The organism is Psychrobacter sp. VH5 (genome assembly GCF_050572635.1).
GTDB classification, from domain to species: domain Bacteria; phylum Pseudomonadota; class Gammaproteobacteria; order Pseudomonadales; family Moraxellaceae; genus Psychrobacter; species Psychrobacter celer.
In genome coordinates, this window is record NZ_CP192145.1 from 65,584 (window position 1) to 88,673 (window position 23,090).

At 45.7% G+C, this 23,090-nt stretch carries 23 protein-coding genes; 7 read left to right on the plus strand and 16 right to left on the minus strand.

The annotated features are described in order from the left end of the window. Positions 1-30: 30 nt before the first annotated feature. Both rimM and rpsP read right to left on the minus strand, forming a co-directional pair. Positions 31-564: a ribosome maturation factor RimM gene (gene rimM, locus ACNFVB_RS00285; RefSeq protein WP_430737701.1), complete on the minus strand. Its 534-nt coding sequence runs from the start codon at positions 562-564 to the stop codon at positions 31-33. 190 nt (positions 565-754) lie between these two features. Next, positions 755-1,024, minus strand: coding sequence for a 30S ribosomal protein S16 (gene rpsP, locus ACNFVB_RS00290; protein ID WP_075101887.1), 270 nt, complete (start codon positions 1,022-1,024; stop codon positions 755-757). Positions 1,025-1,274: 250 nt separating this feature from the next. Here rpsP and ACNFVB_RS00295 point away from each other — a divergent pair, with 250 nt between their 5' ends. Then, a complete protein-coding gene (locus ACNFVB_RS00295; protein ID WP_430737702.1) occupies positions 1,275-2,765 on the plus strand; it encodes an ATP-binding protein in 1,491 nt (496 codons plus the stop codon). Between the two features lie 45 nt (positions 2,766-2,810). Here the strand turns inward: ACNFVB_RS00295 and ACNFVB_RS00300 are convergent, their stop codons facing one another. The 13 genes from ACNFVB_RS00300 to ACNFVB_RS00360 form a co-directional block, all read right to left on the minus strand. Continuing rightward, positions 2,811-2,990, minus strand: coding sequence for a hypothetical protein (locus tag ACNFVB_RS00300; RefSeq protein WP_198336745.1), 180 nt, complete (start codon positions 2,988-2,990; stop codon positions 2,811-2,813). Between the two features lie 54 nt (positions 2,991-3,044). After that, complete coding sequence (locus ACNFVB_RS00305; protein ID WP_430737703.1) at positions 3,045-4,730, minus strand: ATP-binding protein; 1,686 nt, start codon at positions 4,728-4,730, stop codon at positions 3,045-3,047. 198 nt (positions 4,731-4,928) lie between these two features. Further along, positions 4,929-5,645, minus strand: coding sequence for a response regulator (locus tag ACNFVB_RS00310; RefSeq protein WP_071002805.1), 717 nt, complete (start codon positions 5,643-5,645; stop codon positions 4,929-4,931). A gap of 582 nt (positions 5,646-6,227) precedes the next feature. After that, entirely contained in the window at positions 6,228-6,644 is a 417-nt protein-coding gene (locus tag ACNFVB_RS00315) for a F0F1 ATP synthase subunit epsilon (protein ID WP_075101883.1), read from the minus strand. Between the two features lie 104 nt (positions 6,645-6,748). Then, positions 6,749-8,182, minus strand: coding sequence for a F0F1 ATP synthase subunit beta (gene atpD, locus ACNFVB_RS00320; protein ID WP_105244311.1), 1,434 nt, complete (start codon positions 8,180-8,182; stop codon positions 6,749-6,751). A 38-nt stretch (positions 8,183-8,220) separates the two neighbouring features. Further along, positions 8,221-9,102 (minus strand): F0F1 ATP synthase subunit gamma, encoded by an 882-nt coding sequence (gene atpG, locus ACNFVB_RS00325; protein ID WP_071002802.1) that lies wholly within the window; start codon positions 9,100-9,102, stop codon positions 8,221-8,223. A 210-nt stretch (positions 9,103-9,312) separates the two neighbouring features. After that, a complete protein-coding gene (gene atpA, locus ACNFVB_RS00330; RefSeq protein ID WP_105244313.1) occupies positions 9,313-10,857 on the minus strand; it encodes a F0F1 ATP synthase subunit alpha in 1,545 nt (514 codons plus the stop codon). A gap of 93 nt (positions 10,858-10,950) precedes the next feature. Next, entirely contained in the window at positions 10,951-11,574 is a 624-nt protein-coding gene (locus ACNFVB_RS00335) for a F0F1 ATP synthase subunit delta (RefSeq protein WP_430737704.1), read from the minus strand. A 13-nt stretch (positions 11,575-11,587) separates the two neighbouring features. Further along, positions 11,588-12,058 carry a F0F1 ATP synthase subunit B gene (locus ACNFVB_RS00340; RefSeq protein ID WP_201585908.1) on the minus strand — a complete coding sequence of 157 codons (471 nt, stop codon included), beginning with the start codon at positions 12,056-12,058 and terminating at the stop codon, positions 11,588-11,590. A gap of 117 nt (positions 12,059-12,175) precedes the next feature. Further along, positions 12,176-12,424, minus strand: coding sequence for a F0F1 ATP synthase subunit C (gene atpE, locus ACNFVB_RS00345; protein ID WP_010197960.1), 249 nt, complete (start codon positions 12,422-12,424; stop codon positions 12,176-12,178). 33 nt (positions 12,425-12,457) lie between these two features. Continuing rightward, entirely contained in the window at positions 12,458-13,324 is an 867-nt protein-coding gene (gene atpB / locus ACNFVB_RS00350) for a F0F1 ATP synthase subunit A (protein ID WP_192993458.1), read from the minus strand. A gap of 718 nt (positions 13,325-14,042) precedes the next feature. After that, on the minus strand, positions 14,043-14,441 hold the full coding sequence (locus ACNFVB_RS00355) for an ATP synthase subunit I (RefSeq protein ID WP_430737705.1): 399 nt from the start codon (positions 14,439-14,441) through the stop codon (positions 14,043-14,045). Between the two features lie 567 nt (positions 14,442-15,008). Next, on the minus strand, positions 15,009-15,896 hold the full coding sequence (locus ACNFVB_RS00360) for a metal ABC transporter solute-binding protein, Zn/Mn family (RefSeq protein ID WP_430737706.1): 888 nt from the start codon (positions 15,894-15,896) through the stop codon (positions 15,009-15,011). 249 nt (positions 15,897-16,145) lie between these two features. On the opposite strand from ACNFVB_RS00360, the gene ACNFVB_RS00365 reads away from it, so the two are divergent. The 6 genes from ACNFVB_RS00365 (at position 16,146) to gluQRS (ending at position 21,647) form a co-directional block, all read left to right on the plus strand. Next, complete coding sequence (locus tag ACNFVB_RS00365; RefSeq protein WP_430737707.1) at positions 16,146-16,673, plus strand: Fur family transcriptional regulator; 528 nt, start codon at positions 16,146-16,148, stop codon at positions 16,671-16,673. A gap of 80 nt (positions 16,674-16,753) precedes the next feature. Next, entirely contained in the window at positions 16,754-17,527 is a 774-nt protein-coding gene (locus ACNFVB_RS00370) for a metal ABC transporter ATP-binding protein (RefSeq protein WP_430737708.1), read from the plus strand. Positions 17,528-17,606: 79 nt separating this feature from the next. After that, positions 17,607-18,431: a metal ABC transporter permease gene (locus ACNFVB_RS00375; RefSeq protein ID WP_430737709.1), complete on the plus strand. Its 825-nt coding sequence runs from the start codon at positions 17,607-17,609 to the stop codon at positions 18,429-18,431. A 196-nt stretch (positions 18,432-18,627) separates the two neighbouring features. Further along, the gene (locus ACNFVB_RS00380; protein ID WP_430737710.1) at positions 18,628-19,467 is read left to right on the plus strand and encodes a metallophosphoesterase; all 840 of its coding nucleotides are present in this window, start codon (positions 18,628-18,630) and stop codon (positions 19,465-19,467) included. Between the two features lie 554 nt (positions 19,468-20,021). Further along, positions 20,022-20,459 (plus strand): RNA polymerase-binding protein DksA, encoded by a 438-nt coding sequence (gene dksA, locus ACNFVB_RS00385; RefSeq protein WP_288997295.1) that lies wholly within the window; start codon positions 20,022-20,024, stop codon positions 20,457-20,459. Positions 20,460-20,651: 192 nt separating this feature from the next. After that, positions 20,652-21,647 carry a tRNA glutamyl-Q(34) synthetase GluQRS gene (gluQRS, locus tag ACNFVB_RS00390; RefSeq protein ID WP_430737711.1) on the plus strand — a complete coding sequence of 332 codons (996 nt, stop codon included), beginning with the start codon at positions 20,652-20,654 and terminating at the stop codon, positions 21,645-21,647. Between the two features lie 57 nt (positions 21,648-21,704). On the opposite strand, the gene ACNFVB_RS00395 is transcribed toward gluQRS, so the two are convergent. Further along, the gene (locus ACNFVB_RS00395; protein WP_430737712.1) at positions 21,705-22,901 is read right to left on the minus strand and encodes an FtsW/RodA/SpoVE family cell cycle protein; all 1,197 of its coding nucleotides are present in this window, start codon (positions 22,899-22,901) and stop codon (positions 21,705-21,707) included. Positions 22,902-23,090 lie beyond the last annotated feature (189 nt).

The following is a 23,090-nucleotide window of genomic DNA, read 5'->3' on the forward strand; positions in this document are numbered from 1 at the left end:
TTAATAGATATTTGACTAATATCTATTTAACTAATAGTCACTTGGCCATGCCACCAGCACCGTTTTTTCAGTCATATCGACCTCAATGACAGTTTGTTTGTGCCATGGAATCAGGCGCTCTTCACCATCCAAACTGTCTGAGTTTGCTTTCACGCGCATGATGTCATGCGCGCCAGTTTCAAACATTTCGGTGATATCGCCTAAATACTCTTCTTGCTCGTTTATCACGCGCAAGTCGATCAAGTCTGACCAATAATATTCATCCTCAGCCGTTTCTGGCAAGACGTCTTGCTCGACCCAAACGGTCACACCGTTCATCGTCTCCGCAACATTGCGATCAGGTACCTGCTCAAACTGAGCGACGATTCCTGTGCCTTGTTGACGCCATGCTTTCACCGTCAAAGGCTTCATGCCAGTGGCAGTTTTCATCCACCACGGCTGCATGTCAAATATTGCCGTCCGATCCTCTGTATCACTAAATACCCACAGCCAGCCTTTAATACCATAAGGCTTTTTAAGCTGACCGATTTTCATAAGGGTATTAGCGTCTGGAGCAGATGACATAACGGCTAACCTAGTAATGACTAACAAACAGTAAGTAAAACAATCACGATTAAAGCAACAATCATTGAAAACTACGTTAAAAGCGATAAACAGTTAATGGCGCACCCTGGTCAGACCAGTTACGCTATGTGTTCTCAAGTCTATTGAGACTGCCATAGTCAAACTATAGGCACCTCAGCGACCAACAAACTTAAGCAGTGGCTTCAGTTTGAGCGGCAGACTTGCTATAAGCTTTTGCTAATGAAGCAACGCGATCTGAAGGCTGAGCACCTTTGGCGATCCACGCATTGTACGCTTCCATGTTTAGGCGTACTGCTTCTTCAGACTCTTTAGCGAGTGGGTTAAAAAAGCCGATGTTTTCAATATAGCGACCGTCACGCGCGCGGCGTTGATCAGCAACAACTACTTGATAAAATGGGCGTTTCTTGGCACCGCCCCGTGCTAAACGAATAACAACCATGTGAATTCTCTCTTTCGCAGGTATACCAAAAAGGGCATAATTATATCACAGTCTTGATTTATTGAAAACATAAACTGTGCTTATTTAATTATTTATTAACAATAGCTTAAATGGCTATCGATATAAAATCCTTCTAGGATTTGCATATTGCAATCCTCTGCTATTGCGCCGTTATTTTTGGTGGATGACATCCTTTCTAGACCAAATAACGCTATACTTTATAACGCCTCATGTAACCTACTGGATTGTTATGACTCCATCAAATTTACCAACCCGTCGCAAAGGCTGGCTTGCGCGCTCTTACTCCAACACTTGGCTGACGACTTTGATGGTCGCCTTTATCGTGCTGATCAGTGTCAGTTTATCGATTTTGTTTTTTTGGCGCAGTCTGTATTTGCCAGAGCTCAAAAATCATGCGCGTTATTTGACCAGCGAGCTAAAGCTGATGAATAGCGCCAATAAAGACTGGCAAGCGCGTCCTGAGGTACGCCAGTGGATTTATCGGCACTCACATGTGGTGGTGGTGGATAATCCAAGCGACTTTCCGGAGGTAGCTGATAAAGCCTTTGTCGGTATCTTTACCAACGTGTTGCAGCGAGAGATTGGCGCTCAATTAGGGCGACCTGTTGAGGTGTATTTTAAATTTAAGCCCACGCCGCAATTATGGGTACAAGACAGTCGTGACGACAGTTTTTGGATTCGTGAGCCTGTGGTGTATTACTCACAGTATAGCCCAAGTCTGCTAGTGTTATTTTTGATTGGTTTGCCTATCTTGTCCTTGCTCACCATTGTTTTACTAGCGCGACAATTAAACCGCCCGCTGCGCTATCTGCAGCGCGCCGCGACCAATTATATTCGTCTTGGTCACGCCACCACCCTGCCCACCCAAAAAGGCCCAACAGAGATACGTCAGGTCAATATGGCCTTTAATCGCCTATTTACCACGCTCAGCCAGGCGCAAAAAGAGCGTACCATCATGCTTGCCGGTATCTCACATGATTTGCGGACGCCGCTGACCCGAATGCGGTTGACCGCTGAGATGCTGCCGGATGATTTTTTTCGTGAAGGGCTGATTTATGATATTGAAGATATGGATGCGATTTTGGAGCAGTTTATTTCGTTTATGAAAGATGGCTCCGATGAGCCTGTGAGCCTGACCAATCTGGACACCATATTTAATGAAATCATGGTGCAATTTGCGCCAATGGAGTTTATCTATCAATCTGAGTGCCATAAAGTGGTACCCGTCAGGCCGCTTTCTATCAAACGTTTGATTATCAATCTTATAAATAATGCCAATCGCTACGGCAAACCGCCCATTTATCTATCGGCAACCGTCATACCGACCTTTGTCGAAACCGCTGTAGATGAAGAAACCGATGTGGTGACGGAAAACGTAGTAAACCAAGAAGCACAAGAACAATTGGTAATCTGTGTGCGCGATTGCGGCGATGGCGTGGCAGAAGACCAATTAGAGCGTATTATGCAACCATTTGAGCGCGGCGAGACGGCACGTACCACACAAGGCAGTGGTCTAGGCTTAGCCATCGTCAGCCGTATTGCAGGGTTACATCATGGTACGGTTGAGGCCATCAATCACCCTGATGGCGGTTTACAAGTGTGCGTACGTATCCCGCTACTCTCTAAGGTGGCTGGCGATGAAACCTTAGCCGCCGATACGCCCACTACCTCAGAGCCATCTGATGAGAAACAGGCCACAGACAAGCCGACTAACCCTTAAAATTAAGGTTAGTGGCAGACTCAAGCCGCCCCTTGATCTTCAATCTCAGTCTTTGCTGCCAATCACCGGCGGGATGTGCTTAGCACTATTGGTAAAGGCCAGCGGCTGGGTAATCTCCGCTTTGGCCGCCTCTACGGTCTGAGTGCTACTCGGCTGCTGCACAAATAAATAATACCCCAAGGTAATCGCATTTACTATCACCAAACCGCCAAATAAGTATGGCATCCTTTGCCCTCCTCTACTATTGCTCTGCTGATCACTGGCTGTCTTTGCTTATCATTAGTTTTCAATATCACGCTCACTTCTTTCTTGCGTCAACTCATCTGCCGCCAATATCTGTGTCAAGGGCTTAATCGGCCAAGTCATGACAAACCTTGCGCCGCCAAGCTCACGGCTTTCATCTACCTTCATACTGCCGTTAAACCAAAAGGCAATGCGCGAAACGATAGACAGACCAAGTCCATAGCCACCCGATGCACGGGTGCGACTGTCATCCAAGCGCGAAAATGGGATAAACACCTTTTCGCGGTCTTCTTCTGGGATACCATGACCGTCATCTTCGACACTGACAAAAGCATTGCCCTTTTTGACGCCAGCACTAATGATAATGGTGGTTTCTGCATAGCGTAGAGCGTTGCCTGCCAGGTTCTGAATCACGCGGTGCAAATAGCGACGATCGGCAATTGCGGTCACCTTTGCATTTGGTAAGTTGGTTACTATCTTGATGGGTTTACCTAGCGCGTTGGTTTCGCGCTCGACCTGCTCTAGCAGCTCTCGAAGATTGACAGGCTCTAGATCAAGCTTTGGCGAGCCTTCTTCTAGCTTGGCGTACGTCAAAATCTCGTCAATCAAACCATTTAGCGACTCAATATCTTCATCGATATAGTCACGCTGCATAAAGCGCGAGTCCTCATCATCAGTATCGGCCAGCATATCGACGGCAAACCTTATACGGGCAACAGGCGTACGCAGCTCATGCGAGACCGCGCGTGTCAGCTCACGCTGTGACTCAATCAAACGCTTGATATGTGAGGTCATGGCGTTAAATGTCGCTGCCAAACGCGCAATCTCATCTTGGCCAATGACCTGTACCTGGATATCTAGATTGCCTTTACTGACTTCGTTGACGCCTACTTGTATCAGTTGTAGCTTACGCTCAAGCGGGAAAATCAGCGCATACACACCCAAACTAATAAGGAACATACTGATCAAAATCATACTGATGATCAGATTGAGCGGAAACCAGTTAAACAAAGGAATCGGGCCGATCAAGATAGCCATGTCATTGATTTCGGAGGGCACTATCACTCTGATCGCTGAGTTGCTCTTACTACTGTTGGTATCCTGCAAAGAGATGACCACCTCATCACGGCGCAAACGCGCTATCTGATCAGAATCCAGATCGAGGGTGTTGACCGCCTGAAACGCAAGCGGAAAAGAAAACTTGTCTTCTAGCTCAGCGAGGCGTGCACGCTTATCCGATAAAGTCATCTGATAAGACAAATCATCTAACAAAAACACAGCAATAGCACGCACTTGCTGTTCGGTCACCTGTGATACCCTCGCGGTCAAGACGCTCTGGCTGTCGGGCAGACGATAATAAACATCTGCATATACCGGCTGATTGTTATAACGAACCACGGTATTGTCATTTTCAAGACGGCGTAGCTCGCTGGCGGTGAAGTCTACTTTATCAATCGGTATGACACTAAATGTCGAGCCAAACAAGCTACTGGCATCTGATAACCAATACGCTCGCTGCTGCTCATTGTCCTGATGCGCAATTCCTTCACTGACCAAATGAAACGCCCCTTTGGCCATGGTTTCTCGATAGGACTGCACCCGCTCTTTATTGATCGTGTCCATCAATAACTGCGCGAACAAGGCCACGCATAAACAAACGATAAGCAGTCCGGCATAAATCCGAACGAAAATACTGTGCTTTAAAGAAGAAACTAATGACATACGTGCCGTGACCAACTTAGTAAATAAAATCCGCTGATAGTACCCAGCATAGTGCTGCTACATTATGATGGCTTAATTAAACCACATAACGCTGTATTTAAGTTTAAAAATTAAAATTTAGCCACAAAAAAACCAGCAAAGGCGCTGGTTTTTTTGTGAGAATGCGAGACAATCTGTCTTCACTCAGATGTGAGCTGATTAGTTGCCTTCTTTAACAAACAGATAACCCTTACTACGGACGGTCTTGATACGCTTAGGGTTTTCTGGATCATCACCGATTTTTGGACGGATACGTGAGATACGCACATCAATGGAGCGGTCTTGACCATCATATTCAATACCGCGCAGGCGCTCAAAGATATCTTCACGCGATAAAATGCGACCAGCATTCGATGCAAGTAACCATAATAGGTCATATTCGGCGCTAGTAAAATCTACCAGCTCATCACTAAGCGTGACTGAACGACCACCATTATCGATGACCAACTCACCAAATTCAAGACGCTGTGGCACATCTTCTGATGGAGCGTTTTCTGAGCGGCGCAATAACGCACGAATACGAGCTAATAGTACGCGCGGCTGGGCGGGCTTGGCAACATAATCATCCGCGCCCATCTCAAGACCTAGTACTTGATCCATATCTTCAGTACGAGCGGTCAACATCAAAATTGGATTTTGATAATGCGGGCGCACTTCACGGCAGACCGTCAAACCATCACTACCTGGCAGCATGACATCGAGCACTACCATGTCAGGCTGTTCATTGACAATACGGCGAATAGCACGATTGCCATCTGTCTCGATAGCGACTTCTAAGCCGTTTTTAACCAAATAATCTTGGGTTAACATAGCCAGACGCTCATCATCTTCAACAATCAAAATTCGGGGGGTGTTGTCTTCTTCAGTCGTTGTCATTGTTATATCCTCTAATACATCTCATTTAAAAGCAGTAAAAGTAAGAGCGGTAAAATTAATAGCACCATATTGTGGCACGATTGATGTTTGTATAGCTGTTACAACTTGGTAGCACAGTATACTATTAAACGTACGGCTTCCTATACTATAGCCTATAGTTAGTAACAAAACCTATAAACTATAATGATTAAAACTTTAGTTTACGTCCAAAAATTCTACCTTTTTCATGCAAATTAACGGTATAAAGACTTTTTTAGCGCTTTAATACTGGCATAGACATTGACCCATCACTGTTTACGCATCGCTCAGCACCTATGACAATAGCAATTATGTTTTCAACGCTCACGCAGCATTTACATACTGTCGTCTCTAATATAACCAGATATGCTCATTGTCGCCAGTGTCTTTTTACCTCTATTAATAAAGTCAGCAGCAAACCGCGATATTGATTACTTTTGTCATATGATTTTAGCTGATACCGAATATATGACAGACATAAAAAAAACAGCCCATGATGGACTGTTTTTTATACTTACTAAGCATACCAAATAAGAGACGCTACTTAGTATGATAGAAAATACATTAAGCGCGGTTTTTATATTTACGAATCGTTTGTAGCTGTGCCACAGACTCTGCTAAAGAAGCCAAAGCGGCATTGGTCTGAACCGTATCAGACTGATTAACCAGCATTTGCTCCGCTTTTTTACGCGCTTCGATGATTTTACTTTCATCAAGATTGTGTGCACGCATGGCGGTATCCGCCAGTACAGTGACCATCTTTGGCTGAACTTCTAAAACGCCACCTGAAACATAAATCACTTCTTCTTCACCGTTTGGTGTTTGCACGCGCATCGCACCCGGTTTTAGCAAAGTAATAAGCGGTGTGTGACCTGGCAATACACCAATCTCGCCTTCGGTACCCGTAGCTATTAGCATGCTGATCTCGCCCGAATACAACTCTTCACGAGCACTTACGACGCGACATTGTAACGTTGCCATATTTAACTCCTTACGATCAAAACTCAATCAAAACTGCGATGCGTTATCTACTGGCAAGTAGACAGATAGTAGCCCACTTGCCTTTTAGCAATTGCTAACGCAACTTACGCTGCAGTAGATTTCATTTTTTCTGCTTTGGCCACTACTTCTTCGATGCTACCAGCCATGTAGAACGCTTGCTCTGGTAGGTCATCGTATTCACCAGCGATGATTGCTTTAAAGCTGGCAATAGTATCGCGTAGTGGTACATATTTACCAGGCGCACCAGTAAAGACTTCGGCAACGTGGAATGGCTGAGATAAGAAGCGCTGGATCTTACGAGCGCGATAAACAACCAGTTTGTCTTCTTCTGACAACTCGTCCATACCTAGGATGGCGATGATGTCTTTTAGCTCTTTATAGCGCTGCAACACTTCTTGCACACCGCGAGCGACGTTATAATGCTCTTCACCGATGACTTGTGGATCTAGCTGACGTGAGGTTGAATCTAGTGGATCAACCGCAGGATAGATACCTTGTGAGGCGATGTCACGGCTTAGTACGACTGTCGCATCCAAGTGAGCAAACGTCGTTGCTGGTGATGGATCCGTCAAGTCATCCGCTGGTACATAGACAGCTTGCACTGAGGTGATAGAGCCTGATTGCGTTGAAGTAATACGCTCTTGCAGCAGACCCATCTCTTCAGCGAGTGTTGGCTGATAACCAACCGCTGATGGCATACGGCCAAGTAGTGCTGATACTTCTGTACCGGCTAGTGTATAACGGTAGATGTTATCAACAAACAACAGTACGTCACGACCTTTACCAGTGGCAGGATCTTTGGTATCACGGAAGTACTCAGCCATGGTCAGACCCGTCAGTGCAACACGTAGACGGTTACCTGGTGGCTCATTCATCTGGCCATATACCATTGCTACTTTAGACTTACTAAAGTCTTCAGTGTTTACAACGCCAGCTTCTTGCATTTCGTGATAGAAATCATTACCTTCACGAGTACGCTCGCCAACACCTGCAAACACAGACAAACCTGAATGTTTCAGAGCGATGTTGTTGATCAGCTCCATCATGTTTACGGTTTTACCAACACCGGCACCACCGAACAGACCAACTTTACCACCTTTAGCAAACGGGCATAGCAAGTCAATAACTTTAATACCCGTCTCTAGTAGCTCAGTGCTGTTTGATTGCTCAGCATAACTTGGTGCTTCACGGTGGATAGACCATTTCTCGTCAGCAGTAACAGGACCTTCTTCATCGATAGGACGACCAAGAACATCCATGATGCGACCTAGCGTACCAGTACCAACAGGCACAGAAATCGGTGCACCGGTGTTGGTCACAGGTAAGTTACGCTTTAGGCCTTCAGTTGATCCCATCGCAATAGTACGTACGATACCATCACCTAGCTGTTGCTGCACTTCTAGGGTGGTTTCGGTACCATCTACTTGCAAGGCATCAAAAATTTGAGGAACTTCATTACGGTTGAACTCAACGTCAAGAACCGCGCCAATAATCTGTACAATACGACCGCTACTCATTGCGTTCTCCTTGAACTTCTATATATAGGTGTAGTCAATTATGAAACAGCAGCAGCACCGCCAACGATTTCCGAAATTTCTCGGGTAATCGCCGCTTGACGCAGCTTGTTATAAACCAACTGTAAATCGTTAATAAGGTCACCAGCATTATCTGTTGCCGCTTTCATCGCAACCATACGTGAAGACTGCTCGGAGGCAATGTTTTCCATTACCGCTTGATAAACAATCGACTCGATATAGCGACCAAGCAATTCATCAATCAATGTCTTGATATCAGGCTCGTAGATATAATCCCAGCTAAGTTCTGTCTGTAGACCACTGTCTTCATCATCAAATGACTGCTCTGGTAGAGGCACCAACTGATTAACCGTTGGCTTCTGAGTCATCGCATTGACGAATCGGTTGTAGACGACATAAATACGGTCAAGTTTACCGTTACTGTAGTCCTCAAGCATGGCTTGAACCGGTGCATTTAATTGCTCAAACGTCGGTTTGTCACCATAATCGGTCACAGCCGATGTAACATTACCACCAAAGTTTTTGAAGAAGCTGACACCTTTGGCACCGATGACTGCAAACTCAGCTTGTACTGACTGATCTTGATAATCTTGGATACTTTTAGTTAAAGCTTTGAATAAGTTAATATTCAAACCACCCGCTAGGCCACGGTCAGAGGTGATGACAATATAGCCAACCTTATTGACTGGACGCGATACCATATACGGATGTTTGTAATCTGATGAGGCATGCACCAAATGTGAAATAACCCGGCGCATACTATCAGCATACGGGCGACCCACTTCCATGCGCTCTTGCGCACGGCGCATCTTACTCGCTGCTACCATTTGCATGGCACGAGTGATTTTCTGGGTGCTTTTAATACTGGTGACTTTGGCACGTATCTCTTTTAAGCTTGCCATAATGATTCCAATATAAGAGGGTTAAAAAGCATTGGCGCATGCAGCATTTGATAAACAATCACCTTTAAAAAAGGCAATATTTTGTGCATAACGCGATCTAATACCGACGGTGGTTAAGACAGTGGCGCTTTTGTCTTAGCAAAAAGCGTATCAGACAACGCGCCACTTTTTAAACGATCAGTCATCACCAGATCGGCTTAACCCATTAAATTAATAACTGTGATTTTGTTTAAAAGTCTGTACTGCTGACTTTAAACGACCTGCGATATCATCGTTGTAGTTCGCAGTGTCATCAATCTCGCGCATCAATTCACTTTGCTCATCATGCATATAGCGTAAGTAGGCTTCTTCAAAATCACCAATCTTTTCAACTGGCACATCAGCTAAAAAGCCTTCGTTTGACGCATAGATAACGGCCGCTTGTTCAGAAATTGACATTGGCTGATACTGTTTTTGTTTCATCAGTTCAGTCACGCGCTCACCATGATCAAGCTGTTCACGAGTTGCGTCATCAAGATCAGAGGCAAACTGAGCAAATGCTGCTAGTTCACGATACTGAGCTAGAGCAGTACGAATACCGCCAGATAGCTTTTTGATGATCTTAGTCTGCGCAGAACCACCAACACGAGATACCGATATACCAGCGTTGACTGCTGGACGGATACCTGAGGCGAATAAGCTAGACTCTAGGAAGATCTGACCATCAGTGATCGAAATGACGTTAGTTGGTACGAATGCAGATACGTCACCTGCTTGGGTTTCGATGATAGGCAGAGCGGTCAAAGAACCGGTTTTACCTTTCACTTCACCGTTAGTGAACTTTTCTACGTAATCCGCGTTGACGCGTGATGCACGCTCAAGTAAACGTGAGTGTAAGTAGAATACATCACCTGGGTATGCTTCACGACCTGGCGGACGACGTAGCAATAGTGAAATCTGACGATACGCAACGGCTTGCTTTGATAAGTCATCAAAGACAATTAGGGCGTCTTCACCGCGATCACGGAAGTACTCACCCATCGTACAGCCTGAGTATGGTGCAAGGTACTGTAGTGCTGCTGGCTCTGATGCCGAAGCGACTACAACGGTGGTATATTCTAGCGCACCAGTTTGCTCAAGCTTACGTACGACATTGGCAATAGTAGAGCGTTTCTGACCGACTGCGACGTACACACACTTGATGCCAGAAGCTTTCTGGGCGATGATCGCATCGATGGCCATGGCGGTTTTACCCGTCTGACGGTCACCAATGATAAGCTCACGCTGGCCACGACCGATTGGGATCATGGTATCAACGGCTTTATAACCGGTCATCACTGGCTGATCGACTGATTGACGGTCGATAACGCCTGGAGCGATTTTTTCGACTTTATCTGTCAATTTGGCATCGATAGGGCCTTTGCCATCGATAGGATTACCCAAGGCATCTACAACACGGCCTAGCAGCTCAGGACCTACTGGTACTTCAAGGATACGACCAGTACAATAGGCTTTTTGACCTTCTTGCAGCTGTAGGTAATCACCAAGTACTACCGCGCCGACAGAATCACGCTCTAAGTTAAGCGCCATTCCATAGATTTCGCCTTCAAACTCAATCATTTCGCCGTACATGGCATCTTCAAGACCATGAATCTGCACGATACCGTCAGATACTTTGACAATCGTGCCTTCATTCTTTGCAGTTGCACCCGCATCAAGGTCTTGAATACGCTGCTTAATCAGGTTACTGATTTCCGCTGGATTCAATTGTTGCATTGCCTTGTTTCCTTTAATTTATGATAACCCGCCCACTGACTTAAATGCTCTTACGCTCACGCAGATTTTATTTGGCTGCGCTACTGAGTGGCATTAGGCAGTTAGCTGTGTTTTTAACTGTTGTAACTTGCCGCGCATCGAATCATCAATGATTTTGTCACCGACTTTGATCGTAGCGCCTGCCAATAGACTTGGATCGACCGACTCGTGAATCACCACACTGGCATTTAACGAGGCAGCAAGACGTTTTTGAATCGTTTCACGCTGAGCGTCGGTCAATGGATAGGCAGAGGTCACATATGCGTCAAGCTGCTTTAAGCTTATTGCCTTGTGACGGCGATAATGCTCATAAACTTCAGGAAGCAGCGCCAGACGCTCTTGTTCTGATAACTGTTTAACGAAGTTACTAAGTGCTACTGATACTTTAGGATAGCTGGTGTCAGCGCTTGGTTGAGCACCCCGGTTCTCATCTAATAGCTGCTTAAAAGCAGAGTCATTAGAACCCGCTACTTGTGTATCATAAAGATCGACCAAAGCAGCTGACTTATGCTCAGCAGAAACAGCTGGATTGTCCAGCCAAGTACTGAACGACTTGTCATTGACAACGCGGCTGGCAATAAATAAGAATTTTTCCCACTCATTTACCACACCATTTTCGTTGGCATAGTCAAACGCGGCTTTAGCGTACGGTCGTGCTAAGGTTGATAAGTCAGCCATGATATCCTCACAATTACAGCTTCGCCGCCAGTTGGTCTAACATACTGGCATGTTTTTGCTCATCGACTTTGTCTTGCAAAATCTTCTCAGCACCAAGTACAGCCAGTTCAGCAACTTGCGCACGTAATGATTCACGCGCTTGATTGATTTCTTGGTCGATAGATGCTTGTGCTTGTTGGCGAATGCGCTCACCTTCTGCTTGCGCTTGCGCTTTTGCATCTTCGACAAGCTGGTTGGCACTCTTATTGGCTTGCTCGATTAAAGCCGCGGCTTTAGTCTTCGCAAGATCAAGCTCCTGCTGGGCATCTTGCTCTGCGGTCACCAAGTCTGCTTTTGCTTTTTCTGCGGCATTCAAGCCTTCAGCGATTTTACGCTGACGCTCATTAATGGCCCCGATAAGTGGTGGCCACACGAATTTCATGCAAAAAATCACAAATATTGCAAAAGCAATGGCTTGACCGACGAGGGTAAAATTGATATTCACGTGATCACCTCTTTGTTAATGAAAAATCAGTTTCATTGATCATGTTTGGCAGTCAAATCCTGACTATATTTGATAGAAAATCCTCGAGCACCAAACATTTACAACTGAGCTTTCGGATTAACCTGCTAGAGGGTTAGCGAACAACAATAGCATAGCAATACCAACACCGATCATCGGAATAGCATCAAGAAGACCTGCTACGATGAACATACGAGTTTGCAACTGAGAGCCAAGCTCTGGCTGGCGTGCAACACCTTCTAAGAACTTGCCACCTAGAATAGCAAAACCAATACCTGTGCCAAGTGCGCCAAGACCGATAAGTAGTGCTACTGCGATAACTGTGTAACCACCTAATACTGGATCCATTGATGTATCCTCATTTACCTATTGAATGTCTAATTAATGTTCAGTTGATGATGCAAGCGACATATAAACTATCGTCAGCATCATGAATACGAACGCTTGAAGTGTAATAACTAAGATGTGGAAGATAGCCCACGGTACCGATAACGCCCATTGAATCCAAAACGGCATTAGAGCAATCAGTATGAAAATCAATTCCCCAGCATACATGTTACCGAACAGACGCAAACCAAGTGATACAGGTTTGGCTATCAGAGTAACTGCTTCTAGGATGAAGTTGATGGGGATCAAAATCACTTGTACAATTGGGTTTTTGGCACTAAATGGGTGTAGTGTTAACTCACCAATAAAGCCGCCCACGCCTTTTTCTTTGATGCTATAAAAGATAATCAGTGCAAAGACAGAGAACGACATGCCAAGCGTGATATTAGGATCAGTTGTTGGAACAATCTTAAAGAAAACATGATGGGGATCATGACCCATAGCAGCGCCAACTTGGCCAGCTAGACCTGGAATGAAATCAACAGGGATCAAATCCATCAAGTTCATCAAGAAGATCCAAACAAAAATAGTCAACGCCAATGGCGCGATCAATTTTGAGGTACCACTGTATGAATCACGAACGTTGTTATCAACAAACTCAACGATCATCTCAACCGCAGCTTGCGTCTTGCTTGGCACGCCTGAAGTGACTTTTTTGGCAACCATCCAAAAGATGGCACAAAATAAAATACCCAGACCAATTGACCATAGCATAGAATCAAGATGGATAGCGTTAAAGCCCATTTGCGCTGCTTCTTCAGCAGTATGAGCGACTTTCCAGCCCTCGCCCGGCAAATAACCGTACGTCCAATTCGTTAAGTGGTGAGAGATATATTCTGATGATGTTTGCTCGGATGCCATAATGTAAGCTTCTTATTAATCAACGATTTAATCAACTACCAAAAATATGGTTGTCATCTGATGAGGTGTGGTCTTTCTATGTATGTTGCGACTAAGCAAATATATAGAAAAAACCAAAGCACTCATGTAACCAATAACATCCAACCCATAGTTCTATTACGATGCGATGTTTGATGGCGTAAGTTAAATTTTAGCTATCAAAAAAGGGCTTATGATAATTCAGTAATAGCCCTTGCATGTATACGCAAAATTATTATATATGTGCTTGCTTACTGCCACATTTTTGTAGCTATCGCTCAATTCGGCGCTTATAAGCAAAATATTTCGCTGCCTATATTAATGCAGCGTTGTATTCGTGTAAAGTCAATTATGACTTTTTTATCCACTGTATGAATAAGTTAGCGGCCACTGACCTTTAGTCGTATAGGTTTGCTTCATTTGCTGGGTAGAAATATTTAATACTAAACCCAAAGCTTATTAAGACGTTGTGTTGTTTTCATCGTCATTTTGCGCTTATCAATGAATCTTCGTCGCCTATATCGCTATCTTTATATTCCTATCGATAAAAATCATATCAATAGAAATAAAGCACATGTCATTTTTTGACTTTATAGAATCAGTCATAGAGAAATTGGACGGCAGGGTGACTTGCCTAGTACTATTTAATCAGTAACCATCACAGATAGATCATCATCGATACCATCATGAGCTACCAGCACTAGCGTATGTGCCACAACATCCAACTGTGACTAATTTGCATTACCATAAAACCGATAAACAGCGCTGGCGCAGATAGGGGTTGTACGGTAATAAAAATTAGTGCAAAACCAAACACAGTCAATAGCCATTTGGCCATCTGACCTCGATATAGCTGGCTGACAATGTGTCTGCGCGCGCGATATCCGGTGTACCAAAAAACAAAAAAAGCAAATATAACCTGTGTGATAAAGCTCAGTAGTGCACCGATTGCGGTGCTTTTTGCGATGATGAGCTGACTATGTAGCCAGCTTATATCTATCATCCAAGCAGCAATGATCAAGATAAATAACAGCCAGGCTTGGCGTTTGATATAAATACCAATCTTGTCTTTTTGGGTGCGTTTGGTAGGTTTGGTCATGGTACGCCTATAGCCTTATAGCATTGGGATAAGACAGCAGAAATACTCGCAGCCCTTTTATCCGTGAATGACTCACTCTACAGGTGTTACCTTTTAACCAAAATAAAACGCCACTTATTATAAGGAGGCTGCAGCCGTTAAGCAAGCAAAATCTACCTTTTATCTCTCCCCTACCCCAATCACTGCTCATGGCTGCCATCAAGAGCGGCAAGCCTGCGCCCGTTATCATTCATTCTAAATAAAGGGAGTAGCGCTATGCCAGCATTTTCCTGTGTTTATCTTATAGTCGATACACTCTAAAAATGTCATAGCGCTGCTGGGATGCTATTTTTAAACGTAGGTTGCGCAGCCTCTGGGAACGCAGCACGCAAGCAAAATTTATACCAGTAGCGCGTTTAAATCCATAACAGTTTTACATTCAGCTAACTATATCGTCGATCAACTATTTTTCAGATAGCTTAAAATCAGATGCCTTAAAACATACTGTGGCATTTGTATAATAGCCGTCAGTCATGCACGTCAGTCAGATACTTGAGCGTTATTGCGCTTAATTGCGCTTAATTGCGCTTATTTATCGATACACTGATGGATTTGCTGCGCCATCGTTTGCCAGCCACTGATAAAGTCGGTGCTGTTACTCATGTCTTCTGCTTGTACTGTGGTACTGACGGGCTGTAGTTTGGCCAGCAAGCCTTTGGCAGGTGCATTTGAACTGACCAAGCACATTCGCTTGGTTGGGCGCTGCTCATTTAACCGGCGTAATTGACTGGCTTTTGGTGCTAAGTGGTGATCGACACTCAAGCTACCAATAAGCTGTAAATTGATGCTGTCTTCGATATATTGATACGCATCATGATAAGCCCAGTAGGGTGAGGGGTTTTTTGTGCTATCTAAGCTGGCGGCGGCCACCGCATTGTCTAAACGTTGGGCGAATTTTTGTGCATTGGCATGATAAAGGCTTTTATATTGCGGATTGGCATGGCTATGGATAACAGCCAAGGCACGAGTGATGGCTTTGGCATTATCAGGATCGAGCCAGATATGAGGGTCGAGCGTGCCGGCGATGGGTTTGCCTTGGACATCACGTAGCGGATGACGATTAAAGGCATCAAACTCAAATAAGGCAATGGCATTAGGCGCTGTCTTTAAGCTTGAGGCCAAGTTATTTTCTAGCGGCTCACCAAACCAAACCACAAACTTACTGTCGCGTATTGCCTTGATATCACCAGGGCTGATACTGCCGTGATGCCCGACTTCGCCAGCTTGTAGTAGCCGCTTAGCAGACGGCGCACCTTCGGTCACCGCCTCACTTAATAAAAACAGCGGATAGTTGCTGACGCTGACGGTGGCTGCATGCGCACTCACACAGACCAGTCCCAACCATAGCAGTAGCGGTGCTAGCAGACGCTGCAAAATCGGATAGGCACGCAAATAATCATAAAACATTGGATTCATAGTCAGCTCTTTGGTATATAGTTGGCAAAAAGTTAAGCAAATATAGATGCTGGGCATCGGACATATCGTTTGACGATTGCTATCACCCCAGCTCGATCGCCCTCATCAGCTCACCCTTTGACAGTGGCCGGTCAATTTACTTGGTTATTCAATATTTAGGTTGCTCGGTAATTTTATTTTATTATGTTATACTATAACAATAGAAAACGCCATTGCTAAAATGCTACGTAATTTTTAGGAGTTTGCCTCATGTCTACGAGTTTGTCAGTCTGCGATCACTTGCATGATGTGCAAGACTTTACACCGCATGATGTGACTGAGCGCCTGCGCGCAGCAAAGGAGCAATGCCGACTCAGTGGTGCGCGTTTTACGCCGTTACGGCAGCAGATATACCAGCTGGTACTCGAAGCCAACCAACCCGTCGGCGCGTATGATTTGATCACCCAGTTGCAGCAAATGCGACTAGTCGCACCTGATGATGCGTCGGCGCAAAAAACGACAAAAAACGTGGCACCACCCACGGTATATCGCAGCTTGGAGTTTTTACTCGGTGAGGGCTTGATCCATCAGCTTACCTCTATCAACGCCTACGTGCCCTGCTGTCATCCTCGCGCTCAGCATACGGCGGCGTTTTTGATCTGTGCGCAGTGTCAGCGGGTACAAGAATGCAGTAGCGTACCGGTACAAGAGATGATGAGCTTTGCTGAAAAAGATGTGGGGTTTGTGGTGGAGCGTAGTGTCATTGAGCTGAGTGGTCTTTGCCAAGCTTGTCAGTAATAACGACGGTTTACTATTTGCTCGTTAATTTATCATCCATCGTTTATCTTACCTTGAGTCCTTGCCCTATGAGCGCGCTTATGTCACCGTCTATATCTACCACTACGACTGATACAACACTTGATCGTAAAAAGCTACTGAGCTTGAGTGACATCAGTTTTCATATTGGTCAGCAGCGTCTACTGTCGCATATCGATATCGATATTGCTGTCGATGAAACACTTAGCCTCATTGGGCCCAATGGCGCGGGCAAGTCGACGTTGGTCAAGCTTATTTTAGGCTTGCTTGAGCCGACTAAAGGGCAAATTACCGCTCATCAGCCTCTACAGCTGGGCTATGTCCCGCAGCGCTTTGCCGTGCCGCCGATACTGCCATTACGCGTCTGTGATTTATTGGCACAAGCGGACAAAAAACGCCTAACGGCCGAGCAGCGACAATTTATTTTTGACAACTTGTCTTTGACGCATCTGCTGTCACGGCAGATGCTGCATTTGTCAGGTGGTGAAACGCAGCGCGTGTTGTTGGCGCGGGCACTGCTGGACAAACCCAACTTGTTAATTTTAGATGAGCCGATGCAAGGGCTTGATCCTGATACTGAGGTTTGGCTGTATCAGTTTATTGATGAGCTACCATCGTTTTTGCGCTGCGCCATGCTCGTGGTGTCTCATGATTTACATTGGGTGATGAAAGGCAGCCGGCGGGTGATTTGCCTCAACAAGCATATCTGCTGTGAAGGTCAGCCAAGCGAGCTTGCGATTAGTAGTGAGTTTCAAAAGCTGTTTGGTCACCACTATGAGCAACCGTATGTGCATCAGCCGCATGCTTGCGAGCATCATGCTCCCAGCGAATTATAATACATGCACTCAAACACGTTGATGACTGCCTTAAAAACACAGCGTTAATGCAAACTAAAAACTGTTACGGATATCTTTTATGAACGCTTGGTTAGCCATCATTGCCCCGGCTTGGATTGCAGGTAGTATTTTAGCATTGCTCTCAGCGCCTCTGGGGTGTCTGGTATTGTGGCGGCGCATGGCTTTTTTTGCCGATGCACTGGCGCATGGTACGCTGCTTGGCGTTGCTTTGGCAGTGTGGTGGCAATTACCGATGGGCGTTGGGATTGCCATCATTAGTATCGCGGTGGTACTAGGGCTGGTCCTTATCGATGATGAGCGCTTGCCTGTCGATGCGGTACTGGCCGTTGTCGCGGTGTCGCTGCTGTGCTTGGGACTACTGGCATTGACTCAGCTGACCGACCAGCAAGCCAATGTATTGGGGTTTTTGTTCGGTAACTTACTTGAGCTGGATTGGGCTGATCTGCCGCTGCTTGCTACCAGTGTACTGGTGGGTTTAGGACTGCTTATCTATATATGGCCTGCGCAAATCAAGCTGGCCACTCATGAGGCTTTGGCACGGATTCAAGGTATCAATCCTGCGCGCCAGCGGCTATTTTTTATGGGGGTATTGGCAGGGTTTTGTGCCATTGCCTTGCAGGCGGTGGGTAGCCTACTGATCAGTGGCCTTTTGGTACTGCCAGCCTTGAGTGCACGCTTATGGGCATCTTCGCCCAAACAAATGGTTCTCTTGTCTTTACTGATCGCTCAGGTTGGCGTCACGCTGGGCGTGTGGGGCAGTATTTGGCTGGACATTCAGACCGGTCTTTCTATTGTTTTGATATTAGCGATTTTGTTTTTTATTGCGTTGTTTTTTAGCAAATTAAAAACGCTTAGGTTTTGGCCAGCAGAGCGCCGGCGCTAGGTAAACACTGGTGTCATAAACAAGTTTTACCTTGATGTTGTCCAACTTTATTTCATTAATATCGCTAGAGCTTTCATTCACTTTATGTTATAAACTTGCTTTAATAGGGCTGGCATCAGCCATGCCAAATCACCATTGTTTATCCATAGTCGTTCTGGCAACTTTGATTGTTTTGAGTCGATAAGGGAGCGCCACAATGCTAAGCTATCCTGTCAACACGCTTTGCCCACCTGATGAACAGCTCAATATTTTACAAATCACGGATTTGCACCTATCAACGCCTGTCAACAAGGGCACTGACGATGGTAGCGTTGACGCTGTTTTGTGTCAGCACAGCTTTGAGACGGTACTGGCGCAAGCATTAAACGATGATATTCGCTGCGATTTGATAGTGGTGACGGGCGATTTGGTCAACCGAGTAAAACCTGATATTTACGATCATATTTTTGCCGTCCTACAAGCGACTGGCATTCCTTTTGCTTGTATCGCCGGCAACCATGATGTGACCGATGAGCTGGGCTATGATTTGCCGTTTTTTCAGCGTGAGCTGGTGGCCAGACCAGCTGACCCGCGTTTGCTCAGTCGGCATGTGATTGAGTCTGCTCATTGGCAGTTGTTGTTTTTGGACTCATCCATCGCAGGCAAGGTCTCAGGTGAGATCGCGCCAAGCGATATCGATTGGCTATGTCAGCAGCTCAGCCACTGTAGCAAGCCTGCGCTCATTGCCGTCCATCACCATCTGATTCCTGTCGATTCTGACTGGATCGATACCCATATGGCAAAAAACAGCGAGGATTTTTGGCGACAGATGAGTGCGTTTACGCACTTAAAAGTAATCATCAGCGGTCATACTCATCAGGAGCAAGTACGCAATTATCAAGGGGTCACGGTATATAGCACCCCTTCTACCTGCTATCAGTTCAAACCTTTTGCAGATGACTTTGCCTATGATAAACGTGCCCAGCCGGGTTACCGTTGGTTGCAATTAGCCAACAATGGAGAGGTTGCAAGCTGGGTAGAAAGACTGGATACTTGACGCCCAGATTTATCGCGGCGAGCGTGATGTAGCCCTAATGTATCGGACTTCTTGCCGGTATTGCTGGCTCAGATAGGTGGTGTCTGACTGCATTAAAACACCAACAATGATAAAAACTGCTTCATTATTATGAAAAACAGTGATACAACTTATAAAACCAGATGATGATTAAAATATAAAGATAACCTATAGCCGAGATTAGACAAAATTATAATAGCTAGGATGGCTAACCTGACCACACGCTAAGTATTCATAGTCCGTGTTTTGTTATTTTTGTTATATTGTTTAGCGACCCGTAGGCCAATTACCCTATTTGCACTGAGGTATTTGCATCAAGGTATTTAAATAAAAATATACATAACCATATACTGGGGTACTGATATGTCGCTGTCGTCATATCGAGACAACTTTATTATTAGATCAGCTGTGTTACTTGTGTTACCAAGTGGTAAAACGTTTTATAAAGGGACAACTTATAGCGTTTATAAATTGATAACGTCTTGTCTTTTGATGCGTCGTTTTATTGAATTAATTTGAAAAAGTAGGATACCCATATGAGCACCCTGACCACGAATCCGAGTGAAGTGAAGTTTACTCCTTATGTGCCAGCCGAAGGTGAAGAGTATATGTCTGATGCGCAATTGGCGCACTTTAAGGCGATTTTATTGGACTGGAAAAACCAATTGATTGGTGAGGCAGACCGTACCAAGACTTATATTCAAGATGAGTCAAGCGCCATGCCAGACATCAATGATCGCGCCACTCAAGAAGAAGAATTTGCTTTGGCGCTGCGTACGCGTGACCGTGAGCGTAAGCTCATTCGCAAAATCGACAAATCCATAGCAGAAATCGAAAATGAAGACTATGGCTTTTGTGAAACCTGCGGCGTAGAGATTGGCTTGCGTCGTCTCGAAGCGCGTCCAACCGCGACCCAGTGCATCGACTGTAAGACTCTCTCAGAAATCAAAGAGCGCCAAAACCAAGGTGCGTAGGCGCATAGGCATATAAATCCGAGAGATAACAAATCAATAGCGTTATCTCAGCACAAGCGACCATCATGTGGTCGCTTGTTGCGTTTTATAAACATCTTTTGGCCAGCAGATACAGTATCCTAGATGACCTAGTTCGCGATAACGGCGTCCCTTAACCCGTCATCGTTTATTTCAACTATCCTATAAACGCCTATGCCCACGACCTCCATACCCACGCCGCCTATCGGCCGCTTTGCCCCTTCCCCAACCGGCGAGCTACATCTTGGTTCACTGACCACCGCCCTTGCCAGCTACTGCCATATAAAATCACTTGGCGGTAAGTGGTTATTGCGTATCGAAGACACAGATACAGAGCGCTGCGATCGGCAGTTTACCGAGCAGATCTTGATCGACCTAGAAGTGCTGGGGTTACACTGGGATGGTGATGTGGTGTATCAATCTGAGCGCATCGATATCTATAATGAGTATCTGGCCTCGACCCTGCGGCCGCTGACCTATGGCTGTCAGTGCTCACGTAAAGACCTAGAGCAATATTGGGCGCAGCAAGAGCAAATCCCTGCCCATACAGATACTGCGACACAGCTGACTGTGCTGCCAAACAGAAAACGCTATCCGCGGCGCTGTGTCACCAAAGCACTAGATAGGCTACAGCACAAGCTACGCATACAGCTGCCCGATTATCTCATTGGGTTTCATGATGATATTCAGGGACAACAGTGGGGCAATCCGCAGCAGACCTTGGGCGATATGGTGGTGCGTCGACAAGACGGCATGATCAATTATATTTTGGCCGCCAGTCTCGATGATGGCTTGCAAGGGGTTACACACATCATGCGCGGCTTGGATATTCTGCCCATGACCACCGCCCAAATCAGCATCATGCAAGCAGCGCGCCTGCCCGCGATTGACCGCTGGTATCATCTGCCGCTGATCTGCAGCCCAAACGGGCAAAAGCTGTCTAAACAAAACCTAGCGCAGCCAATAGACACTCGCGACCCAAGTCAGCTAATCGCGACCGCATTACAGCTTTTGCAGCAGCCAAGTGTCGAGATAGACACACCTGCGCGGATGCTCAAACAGGCGACTGCACAGTGGGACAACGCGCCGCTACACGGCCAGCAGCAGTTAAGTTTGGTAAATAATAGACCAACAGCAAAAAGCGCCACTCATAATAGCGACGCTTGTTAATCATCTTGCAAAGACACTAAAGCCCTAGGAATATAGTAATGGTGTTTGGTTTAGGGCTTAATAGTAACGGCACTGACTTTTTTCAATCTCAGGGCTTTCTTTATAGATTTTTAGCAGCAGCGCTACCATCACAAGGCTGATCAGCATAGATGAACCACCATAACTAAAAAATGGCATGGTCAAGCCTTTGGTCGGAATCGCTCCCATATTCATCGCCGCATTGATGATGGTTTGCGCAATAAACACCACACCGATACCAAAGGCGGTATAGCTCATGCGCATCTGCCGACGTTTTAGCGCGTTGTAACTGATGCGCATCGCACTACCGATGATCAGCGCCTCAAGCACCAAGACCATCGTCACCGCAACAAAACCCAACTCCTCACCTGTGATGGCCAATAAAAAATCGGTATGCGCTTCAGGCAAATGCGAGAGTTTTTGTACACTTTCACCATAGCCCACGCCAGTAAACTGCCCACGACCAAAGGCAATCAAACTGCGCGCTAGCTGATAGTCGGTATCTTGCACATCATCGAACGGATCCATAAACGACATCACGCGCACCAAGCGATACTGCGCCGTTGTCACCATCAACACAGCCCCACCGATGGCAGCGGCAGTCAGTGCGACAAAGTGCTTGTAAGGCGCACCTGCTATATAAAAAATCGCAAAAATCGTGCCTAAAATAACAACAAACGAGCCAAAGTCTGGCTGCGAGAGTAGGAGCATGGTAATCAGAACCACCACCAACATAATGCGCAAAAAGCCATCTAAACCATTGCGCACTTCAAACGAGCGGCGTACCACAAAGTCAGAGACAAAGACAATCATTACAAGCTTTGCCAGCTCGGCCACCTGAAAGTTAAAGACCCCCAAATTTAACCAGCGTTTTGAGCCGTTAATCGGAGTACTAAACAAGGTAGCAACGAGCAGCAAGCCAGTAACCCCCAGCAATATGAACTGGGTCTCTGTCTTATAAAGTCGCCGCAAAGACACCCCATAATAAGGGATGGCGGCGATGATAAGTCCAATGGTCATGTAAAGCAGCTGGTTTTTAAAAAAGTACAGCTCGCTCATACCACGGCTCAGGGCGAACGGGATAGAAGCAGAGGCGACCATCAACAAGCTGAGCACCAGCATACAGCCAACGCTCGCTATCAAAACAGCACGCGCTGACGGCATCGATAAAACACCATCAGCGCCAGTGGCTGTCTTTGGTTGGGACGAAGAACGAAAAAGAGAAGAGAGCGCCATAATTTTATATACACTAACGAACGAAAAACACGGCGTCTATACAACGCCACCGTTTAAAAAAACACATACCAACAAACAAACCTGAAGCTAAGACAAACAACGACTGATCATCATCGGCCATCGGCGCGATTAACCATTACTCAAGCAATGACACAGTCATCTCTTCGCTTGATTAGTAGGCTGGTTATA